Here is a 9,695-nt window from a genome sequence, read left to right as displayed (position 1 = left end):
CCGGGCAATAGCGACACGATACGACAAGCTGAAGCGAAATTATGAAAGTATGGTAGCCATAGCGTGTGGATATCTGTGGCTACCTATGTGAAATGCCAACAGACCCTAATAAAGTATGAAATATGAGTGAATGATTAATTCGATCAGAAAGAAAGATCAAATAACACCTGTTTTTCTGGTCGAATTAATTCAAAATATACTCACAAAGATATTTGAGCTATATCAAACTAGTCTGGTTGATACAGATCTTCTTCTATTGCATTGTGCAGATCCTCTGCTTCAACTATCTGCAGGATTTTCTCCAAGCATCCAAAGATAATTTCTTCTTGAGAAAATCAAAATTCATTGCATTTGCGTGCGGACAGAAACTTGAATCTGAAAGATAATATTCAATACCGAACACTGCTTTCCCCGCAGAGATGAATGGTATGAGCGTAGTACATTCATCATATTGAAAACACTTTTCATTTACAGCAAAGTCAAAATGATTTACAAGATCCTTGATTTGTTCAACATCATTTTTCAAACTTACAGCTAATCCAAGATTATGAGCTGCATTAGCAATAGCGATGTTGTAAGCCAGCTGATCGTTATAACTAAGAGAGAATCCCGTATTATTACTGTAGCCGTCAACATTGTCAGGATCGACCGCATGACAACCTTTGTCGGCGGCCAACTTCATGCGTGCTTGCATGATGGGCATCAGAATATCTAATTGCCGGATATCTAACCATTTCTCGCCCGCCCAGCTATCAAGCTTTCGACCGAGAACCGATGCTGGAAATGCGCTAGCATCGGGACGCCAGTTTTCATAGCTGCCCGCACTAAAATAACAAATAACATGCTTACCTTTTGATTGTAATTCCGAGATAACTTTTGCATTGATATCAAACAGGTCAATATTATAAACATCGACATCCAAAGAAGTATCGAGTCTCCCTGTATATTGAATTTGCCATTTTAATCCAGGAACTGGTTGCCAACGGCCTCTTCTGTTTCCGGTAGTTGTCCTTGGCATAGCAGTCGTGCCATCCGTAAGCGCTGATATGGCCATGGTAGAATTTGATCCCGAGCTATTTATTTTGAAAGTAAAATTGTCGGGTTGATTTTTATCTACGCTGCTTTTTGTTTTATAGCGCAAAGCTTCCTGCTGATTGCCGTCTATAAATTGACCAGTATCTTTTATTGATGAATTGATATCATTGCTCCTCAACCCGTTTTGAGCATTAAAACTGTCTGCAATAGGTAACCATTTCTCGAAATTATTAAGTACTTGAAATTCCCGGGGTTCTGTGGATTTTTCTGGACCATGATAATTCGCGTGAAATTTTAATTCCTGAATTGTAGGATTTGGAATGGAGGGCGCATTGAATTGAGAAATTCCTACATATCGCTTGTCAATTGGTTTAAATTCTACATGGCTATTCAAGTTATTGTCTGAACCTTGTTGGTCTTGAACAGTGAAAGCACTGAACGGTGGTGAAGAGGTTGAGCCTATATTGATTGAGCGGGATAGGGAAATAAGCTCGGTAAAATTAATATTGGTTATAAGTAGCGCCGAGACCAATAATAGCTGAAGTGATCTTTTTATTTTTTTGGGTAGATAAATTTTAAAAGTGAACAATTTTACTGGTAAATATTTAGGTGTCTCTGTTTAACTACAAAAAGGTATAAATTAATTAACCATTTGTTTTATCAATATTATTTGTATGTATATAAAGTGATAATGCACCGAAATGGAATAATTTATTTAGTTTTGAATAAAATTCTGTCGGAAAATTTTACATTTTGATTAATCAGTATATTCAATAAATCGATATTTTTAATTCTCAAGCATTTTTTTGCTTTTTATTTTCAGCTTTCCACATGATTGAGCGACTCAACCTAATTTTAGAATTTTCAGACAGCACAAGAATCATGGAATGATGAAATTTTTAACTATTTATTCGCTAGCTGATGATAGGCAAAAGCAGACGGGGAAGCAGAGTTTATATCTGATAAATGAGCATTTTGAGTTTTCTTCTAACATTTCAGCGGGTGTATAGATAATTTTTCCAACAGTCTGCTAGTAAGGCGGGCATTTTTATTCACTGTCCGGCCGACTAGCTTAATCTGTTCAGCTCGATCGCTCGCCTTATGCTTGTCCTATTACAGCAACACTTGTACAAAGTGCTTTCGCTGCTCACGCCAATGTATTAAGACTTGATTTTTGGTTCTTCTTTATCTCACCAATTCGGGCTAACTTAGACTCCAAAACTTGATCTTTTTGTGCCAAATCGAAAATGTGATTGCTTTCTGAGCCCGGCAACATTATGTCGCAGGATTTTACACTTCAATTCGGTATTACGCTTTCTTTTGTTTCTAACACAATGATTATTCATGAATTATATCTGTTGGCATAGATCGTGCTTTAAATTTAATACGGTTTATGACCTTGTAATCTTCGAAGGTAATGAAGGGAATAAGAAATTGCAGAAACTAGGTGGTTTAACTGCATGAGATATTTATGTGAGCTGAGAGGAGAGTATTTATGAAAAAAAATTGGAGATTAAAAGGGGGGCTGCTTGGCACAATGGTAATGTGGTTAGCATTAATGATAGTGCCGCCTGCCTTTGCCGATAATACAGTCAATTTGAGGGTGCTGGTCATTTCGACAGGAGATGAAACGCAGGATCTGGGACTCAGCTATATTAAGCCTGTCCTTGATGAAATAGGCGTGCTCTATGATGTATTCAATGCTAACACTCAGGATTTAACTGCCGATATGCTCGCCTCTTTGAATGGGGTCGCCTGCAGCTCCTTGGATGCGGGTTGTGTGGGTAGCTACAACGGCATTATTCTCACAATCTCCGATTTGACTCCCAACTTCACACCGGCAGAGTGGGACATTCTGCACAATTACGAAAAGGACTTTAAGGTTCGTGAAGCCGTCTTATCGGGCTGGCCCGCCACTTATTTTGATCCCAATGCACCGTTCGGCATCTACCTGGATTATGGTCTGGTTTTTTCATCCAGTGGAGCCAGCTATAATACGCAATGGTCAGTACCGGCTGTCTATCAAAAAGAGGTACTTGAATCGGTAAACCTGGCCAATCCGCTGCCGATTACCGACTTTGCGTTCGCAGCTACTCCGCGAAATGATGCTGTGGGTCCACGCGATGGCACTATCCCGATTGTTACCCCGCTGCTGAAAACCACCAATGGAGAGGCGCTGCTATCGATCGTACAATATAAGCTGCCCAATCAGACTACGCCATTACGTGAGGTGATGATCTCGACCATTACCCATGCTTCTTTCCTCATCCACTCCAAAGTATTGGCCTACGAGTTTATCAATTGGGCGACGCAAGGCGTGTTCGTAGGAGCCCGTCGCGTTTATATGTCCACCCATTTGGACGACTTGTTTCTCGCGGATGATCTGTGGGATACCAGCCTCAAGGCGTCTAATCCGTTGCAAGTCTATCGCTTGAATAGCGGCGATATTAATAATCTTGTGAGCAAGCAAACTTCTTTTCGGACTGCCCATCCGACAGCGGGCAGTGCTTTCCAATTGGACTTTCCCTTCAATGGATCCGGGGCGGTGGTTGATCCGGCCGCAGTGACATTGGTGGCAAACCTGACGGAAGATCTGGTGGCGGCCGTAGTCGCCAACAAAAATGCGTTCCGCTACATCAACCACACTTTTACGCATGCAGACATGGATAATCCGCCCGTGCCGGCGAATGCTCCGTGTGATTATGAAACTTTCACAACCGTGGCGCCTATTCAGGCAGAAATCACCAAGAATCGGACAGTGTGGGGACTGTTGGGACTGCCTGACCAAGCGAATAACAATAAACTTCTGCTCACAGGCAATCACTCTGGCCTGAAAGACCGCAAATGCACGGATGATCCCTTGCAGCACCAGAATATGGCTAATGTGCAAGATGATGATGTGGCTTTTGACCAAGGGGGCGCCAATCCGCTGTTACTAAAAGCGGCTGCCAATACCAATGTGCAATACCTGGCTTCCGATTCATCGCAGCGAGGGCAGAATGTTGAGCAATATATTACTCAGTACGATGATGGCAAACCGACTGATCGTATTATGCTGCCGCGTTGGCCAACGAATGTGTTCGTGAATGTCATTAATCCGGATCAATTGGTGGATGAATACAACTATATGTTTCACGATCGGTTTATCAATGCCGGCCAAGATCCCTGCACCACGCCCGGGGCGATCTGCACACCTCGCAATTATACAGAGATTCTTGTAGCCGAAGCTGACAACGCGGTGCGCCATATGCTGAGCTTTAATAAATGGCCTCATTTTTTCCATCAAACGAATGCAGCCAATTATGCAGACGGCAATACGCTGATATTTGATTGGTTAAACGCTATTTTTTCAGCCTACGAGCGATTGTTTAAATTACCTGTCTTGAATTTGCCATATTGGCAAATTGGCGATAAGACAAGACAGAGACTCGACACGAAGACTGCCATTATTCAAGCGAAATGGAATCGGAGCACCAATCAAGTCACCTTATCAGCCAACAAAGCTATCACTCTAGAGATGACGGGGATTACCGGTGGCGGAACATACGGCGGTCAATTTGTCCGTGCAGTAAATGTCACTACGGCACCATCAGCGTTCACAGTCAATCGGGGGCTGACACAGTAAGCAACGGCTCCTTAGGTAATTTGATAGAAAAAGGTTAACCATTAAGAGGATAATCAAATGAAACATAACATTCACCCGTTGAGAATCGCTCATGTGACGCTGATTGTCGCCATGGCTATGGCGATAGGTACAGGAGCACCAATATCAGCATATGCAGCCGTCGCAGGACAAGAAACCGATAATTTCTGGAAATCTGATGCAGCACCGAGACAAAAAAAGCATATTGAAGATGAGTTTGAGCACCAGAGAAACAAGATACGGAAAGAGGAAGAGCATAAGTTGAAAAAAGGAAGGGGGATAAGAGAAGGGCGGGAACAGGGAGAGGAAAATTTATCATATTCACAGCAAGCGAAATCATTGGCAGAGCGACTTAGAGAATCGGCAGCCATTGTTGCCCAACAAGGCGGCAATGCCCAACCGCTTCTTGATGCGGCTGCTTATTTCGACAAGGATGCGGAATAATCGCTTTTTATTTGATTGGCAATTTAAATAGCCCCGGTAAGCCGGGATGATGTGATAGCCATGCGAGCAGTAGTGCTGACAAAATTGAACTAGCAGAATGAATTTGCAAAAATTTATTTAAATCATTAAGAGGGATATACAGTCGTGACTGATCTAAACATAGTTATTTTGGCTGCTGGAGTGGGTAAAAGAATGCAATCATCCCAGCCTAAAGTATTACATTTGCTGGCCGGGAAGCCCTTATTAGGGCATGTGCTTGACGCTGCCAGAGCACTTTCTCCCAAAAAAATCTGCGTTGTTTATGGGCATGGCGGTGAGATGGTGCAAAGCGTGATCAACGATAATGAAATTATTTGGGTGCAACAAGAAGTTCAGCTAGGCACGGGTCATGCTTTGTTACAGGCTCTGCCTTATCTCGATGATGAGGGGGTGTCATTGGTATTGTTGGGTGATGTTCCTTTGATAAAAGTCGATACATTGGACAGGCTGATCTCAAAGGCAACCGAAAACAATTTTGTTCTGTTGACGGCAGAGCTGGATGCCCCGTCTGGCTATGGCAGAATCCTCAAGAATCAAGCAACAGGTGCGATTCAAGCCATTGTCGAGGAAAAGGATGCCAGTGAGTTTCAGCTCCAAATCCGGGAAATTAATACCGGGATTATGATATTGCCTAATTCATATTTACGTGAGTTTTTGCCTAAGCTGCAGAATAAAAATTCACAAGGCGAGTATTATCTGACCGATGTTATTGAAATGGCTGTAAAAGCAGGTGTAAGGATAGATGCTGCCCATCCAGTTCATAGCTGGGAGGTGCTGGGAGTTAACAGTAAATCGCATTTAGCCGAGCTTGAACGCATTTATCAACGCGATAATGCAGAAAATCTGTTGGAACGGGGTGTTATGATTACGGATCCTTCCCGCATTGATATACGCGGACAGCTGGTTTGTGGCCGTAATGTTGAAATTGATATCAATTGTATTTTTGAGGGCAGTGTGCAACTTGGTGATGATGTCAAAATTGGTGCACATTGTATTTTACGGGATGTCACTGTCTACTCGGGAACAACAGTTTTCCCGTTTAGTTTGATAGAAAACGCAGAAATAGGAAAAAGCTGTCATGTAGGGCCCTATTCGCGCATCCGTCCCGGAACTAGGCTTTATGATGAAGCACATGTTGGTAATTTTGTCGAGATAAAAAACAGCAAAATTGGCATAGGGAGCAAAGTAAATCACCTCAGTTACATAGGTGATGCAGTCATTGGTACAAAGGTAAATATTGGGGCTGGAACAATTACTTGTAATTATGATGGTGCTCTTAAGCATCGGACTATTATTGAGGATGATGTTTTTGTCGGTTCAGATACGCAACTGGTAGCGCCCGTAAGAATAGCGCGAGGTTCTACTATTGGTGCAGGTTCTACAATTACCCGAGATACTCCTGAAGATCAATTAACGTTGGCCCGTGCCAGGCAAGTGAGTATTAACGGTTGGAAACGTCCCAAAAAGAACAAAGCATAGTTCATGTTTGTATTAAACAAAAATAAGCGTGAGAGGAGACATTATGTGCGGAATAGTGGGAGCCATTGCTAAAAACGACGTCGTACCTGTTTTATTGGAAGGTTTATCGAAGCTGGAATATCGTGGTTACGATTCGGCAGGGATTGCTATTGCAAACGGAAAATTGCATAGATTACGTACTACCGGGCGTGTGAGTGAATTGAGCAAGCTTGCTCATCTTGAAAAAACACATGGATTCACCGGTATTGCTCATACACGCTGGGCGACCCATGGGGCTCCTAGCGAACGTAATGCACATCCCCATTTGTCAGGAGATGAAAGAAAAATAGCTGTCGTCCATAATGGTATTATTGAAAATCATGAAGCAATCCGGAAACGTCTTGAATCTGAAGGATTCATATTTTCTTCGGATACTGATACCGAAGTAATAGCGCATCTTATTTCGTTCAATCTTAAGACGACTCATGACCTGCTTGAAGCCGTTTGCTCGTCTGTTGCAGAGTTACAAGGCGCTTATGCGATTGCGGTGGTTGAAGAAACGCGACCTGATCATATTGTGGTTGCGCGGAATGGTGCGCCTCTATTATTGGGTTTAGGAACAGAAGGTAACTATGTTGCTTCAGATGCGTCAGCCTTAGTCCAGGTAACGCGGAATATGGTTTATTTAGAGGAAGGAGATGTGGCGGAATTACATCAAGACGGTTACCGCATATTGAGTTGTGTCAAAGGTAAGAAGGGTAAAGAGGTGATTCGTCCCGTTCAAGAAAGTAATCTAACTCGCGATGCAGTAGAATTAGGTCCCTATGCACACTTCATGCAAAAGGAAATATTCGAGCAACCAGTAGCAGTCGCTAATACACTGGAAATGGTATCAAATGCACAATCCATTTCTCCACAATTATTCGGTAGCAAAGCCGAGAAAGTTTTTAGACAGACAAATGGTATTTTGATCCTGGCCTGCGGCACAAGCTATCATGCGGGGCTCGTTGCCAAATATTGGTTGGAGACCATAGCAGGCTTACAATGCAGTGTAGAGATCGCAAGCGAATACCGTTATCGGGATCCAATAGCAGATAAAAATACACTCGTGGTAGGGATTTCTCAATCGGGTGAAACGGCAGATACCCTGGCCGCAATCAGTTATGCTAAATCATTAGGGCATCAGTATAGTTTAGCAATTTGTAATGTTCCTGAAAGCGCATTGATTCGGCAGACAGATCTGCGTTTTCTGACACGTGCAGGGCCTGAAATCGGCGTAGCTTCTACCAAGGCATTTACAACACAATTAGCTGCATTGATGCTGTTGACTGTCACTCTAGCCAAACTTCGTAACAAATTCTCTCACGAGTGTGAGCAGAAAATGTTGATGGCAATGCGGCGTCTGCCTACTGCTATCCAGCTTGCACTGCAAATTGAACCGCAAGTGGTTCAATGGGCTGCCAATTTCTTTCAAAAACGTCATGCTTTATTCCTTGGACGAGGAGTACATTATCCTATTGCTTTAGAAGGCGCGCTCAAACTCAAAGAAATCTCCTATATTCATGCAGAAGCTTATGCGGCTGGTGAGCTTAAACATGGTCCGCTTGCTCTGGTTGATAAGGAAATGCCTGTGATTGCCATTGCACCTAATGATGCATTGTTGGAGAAGCTTAAATCCAATTTACAGGAAGTTCGCGCGCGGGGAGGAGAGCTATATGTTTTTGCCGATGCTGATTCCCAAATTCAGGAGAGCGAAGGCGTACACATTATTCGATTAGCGGAGTATGCTGATATGCTAAGCCCTATTTTACATACTATTCCATTACAATTGCTAGCCTATCATGTGGCTCTGCAGAAAGGTACAGATGTAGACAAACCAAGAAATTTAGCAAAAGCTGTAACAGTCGAATAGCTTAAGTTTGGATTAGGGAGGTTCCTTTTATCTTAAGATAAAAGGAACCGGGAAAGGGAGTAACAGGAAGTGCAATTTTTCATTATCTCTGGTCCAGAACCAAGGGTATTTTCAATAAAGTAAGTATGGAATAGAATCTCTGTATTTACTTTATTATTTTGGATATTTATTAAACATAGATTAGCAGTAATTATTACGATATTGTGGCAATATTGAGGAATCATAATCTTCTGCTATATTTAAAAGCGATCAATTTTCTGGATTCCCAAACGGCTAGACATAAGCTCCAGTCGCCGATACGAAATTCAGAGGTATGTATGATTCTGCTTTTCAAAAATATCTTTTCATGCAAGCCAAGCCTATTGAAACTCTGATTACTTTATTCATAAAGTTATGGGATGATAGGAAAAATACTTTTCAATAAAAAAGGAAACTAATGGCAGGTCACAGCAAGTGGGCTAATATTAAACACAAGAAGGCCGCCCAGGATGCCAAGCGTGGTAAGATTTTCACGCGATTGATCAAGGAAATAACGATTGCAGCTCGGTTAGGGGGGGCTGATCCTGGGAGTAACCCTCGCTTACGGCTCGCTATTGATAAGGCATACGAACACAATATGCCTAAAGACAACATCGAACGCGCTATCAAGCGTGGATGCGGGGACTTGGAAGGAGTAAGTTATGAAGAAGTTCGCTATGAAGGTTATGGAGTAGGAGGGGCTGCAATCATGGTAGATTGCATGACTGATAATCGAACACGGACTGTTGCCGATGTGCGTCATGCATTTACTAAATATGGTGGTAACCTTGGTACAGATGGTTCAGTTGCATTTCTATTTAAGCATTGTGGTCAATTGCTTTTCGCACCTGGGGCTGATGAGGATCGATTAATAGAAGTAGCATTGGAAGCAGGGGCTGAAGATGTGATTAATAATGAAGATAATAGTTTAGAAGTCATTACTGCGCCGTATGAATTTATTGCAGTTAAAGCTGGTTTGGAAAAAGCTGGTTTTAAAGCTGACCTCGCTGAAGTTACTATGAAACCGATAAACGAGACTGTGCTGACAGGGGATGATGTAGTCAGAATGCAAAAACTGCTAGATGCATTAGAAAATATCGATGATGTACAGGAGGTTTATACCACTGCGGTCCTTGTTGAGTAATT

Annotated in this window: 6 protein-coding genes and 1 pseudogene; 6 read left to right on the top strand and 1 reads right to left on the bottom strand. The window is 42.4% G+C overall.

What is annotated here, in order from left to right:
* Positions 1–91, top strand: a pseudogene (locus BM283_RS18180) (IS5/IS1182 family transposase); the annotation flags it as partial.
* 192 nt (positions 92–283) lie between these two features.
* Here BM283_RS18180 and BM283_RS12635 read toward each other — a convergent pair.
* Positions 284–1,624, bottom strand: a complete 1,341-nt coding sequence (locus BM283_RS12635; protein WP_090693657.1) for an endo alpha-1,4 polygalactosaminidase — start codon at positions 1,622–1,624, stop codon at positions 284–286.
* 906 nt (positions 1,625–2,530) lie between these two features.
* Here BM283_RS12635 and BM283_RS12630 point away from each other — a divergent pair.
* From BM283_RS12630 to BM283_RS12610, 5 genes are all read left to right on the top strand, one after another.
* Positions 2,531–4,660 carry an Agd3-related carbohydrate deacetylase gene (locus BM283_RS12630; RefSeq protein WP_090693654.1) on the top strand — a complete coding sequence of 710 codons (2,130 nt, stop codon included), beginning with the start codon at positions 2,531–2,533 and terminating at the stop codon, positions 4,658–4,660.
* Between the two features lie 57 nt (positions 4,661–4,717).
* The gene (locus tag BM283_RS12625) at positions 4,718–5,122 is read left to right on the top strand and encodes a hypothetical protein (RefSeq protein WP_090693652.1); all 405 of its coding nucleotides are present in this window, start codon (positions 4,718–4,720) and stop codon (positions 5,120–5,122) included.
* Between the two features lie 144 nt (positions 5,123–5,266).
* Complete coding sequence (gene glmU / locus BM283_RS12620; RefSeq protein WP_090693650.1) at positions 5,267–6,640, top strand: bifunctional UDP-N-acetylglucosamine diphosphorylase/glucosamine-1-phosphate N-acetyltransferase GlmU; 1,374 nt, start codon at positions 5,267–5,269, stop codon at positions 6,638–6,640.
* 43 nt (positions 6,641–6,683) lie between these two features.
* Entirely contained in the window at positions 6,684–8,531 is a 1,848-nt protein-coding gene (gene glmS / locus BM283_RS12615; RefSeq protein WP_090693648.1) for a glutamine--fructose-6-phosphate transaminase (isomerizing), read from the top strand.
* A gap of 436 nt (positions 8,532–8,967) precedes the next feature.
* Entirely contained in the window at positions 8,968–9,693 is a 726-nt protein-coding gene (locus BM283_RS12610) for a YebC/PmpR family DNA-binding transcriptional regulator (RefSeq protein ID WP_090693646.1), read from the top strand.
* Positions 9,694–9,695 lie beyond the last annotated feature (2 nt).

Source organism: Nitrosomonas sp. Nm34 (assembly GCF_900113925.1).
Taxonomy (GTDB): domain Bacteria; phylum Pseudomonadota; class Gammaproteobacteria; order Burkholderiales; family Nitrosomonadaceae; genus Nitrosomonas.
Note: the sequence above shows the minus strand (reverse complement) of the source record. Positions and strands in the feature narration are given on the sequence as shown.

Coding starts and splice junctions, on each gene's coding strand:
- BM283_RS12630 (WP_090693654.1), top strand. CDS start 2,531: ATGAAAAAAAATTGGAGATTAAAAGGGGGGCTGCTTGGCACAATGGTA.
- BM283_RS12610 (WP_090693646.1), top strand. CDS start 8,968: ATGGCAGGTCACAGCAAGTGGGCTAATATTAAACACAAGAAGGCCGCC.
- glmS (WP_090693648.1), top strand. CDS start 6,684: ATGTGCGGAATAGTGGGAGCCATTGCTAAAAACGACGTCGTACCTGTT.
- BM283_RS12625 (WP_090693652.1), top strand. CDS start 4,718: ATGAAACATAACATTCACCCGTTGAGAATCGCTCATGTGACGCTGATT.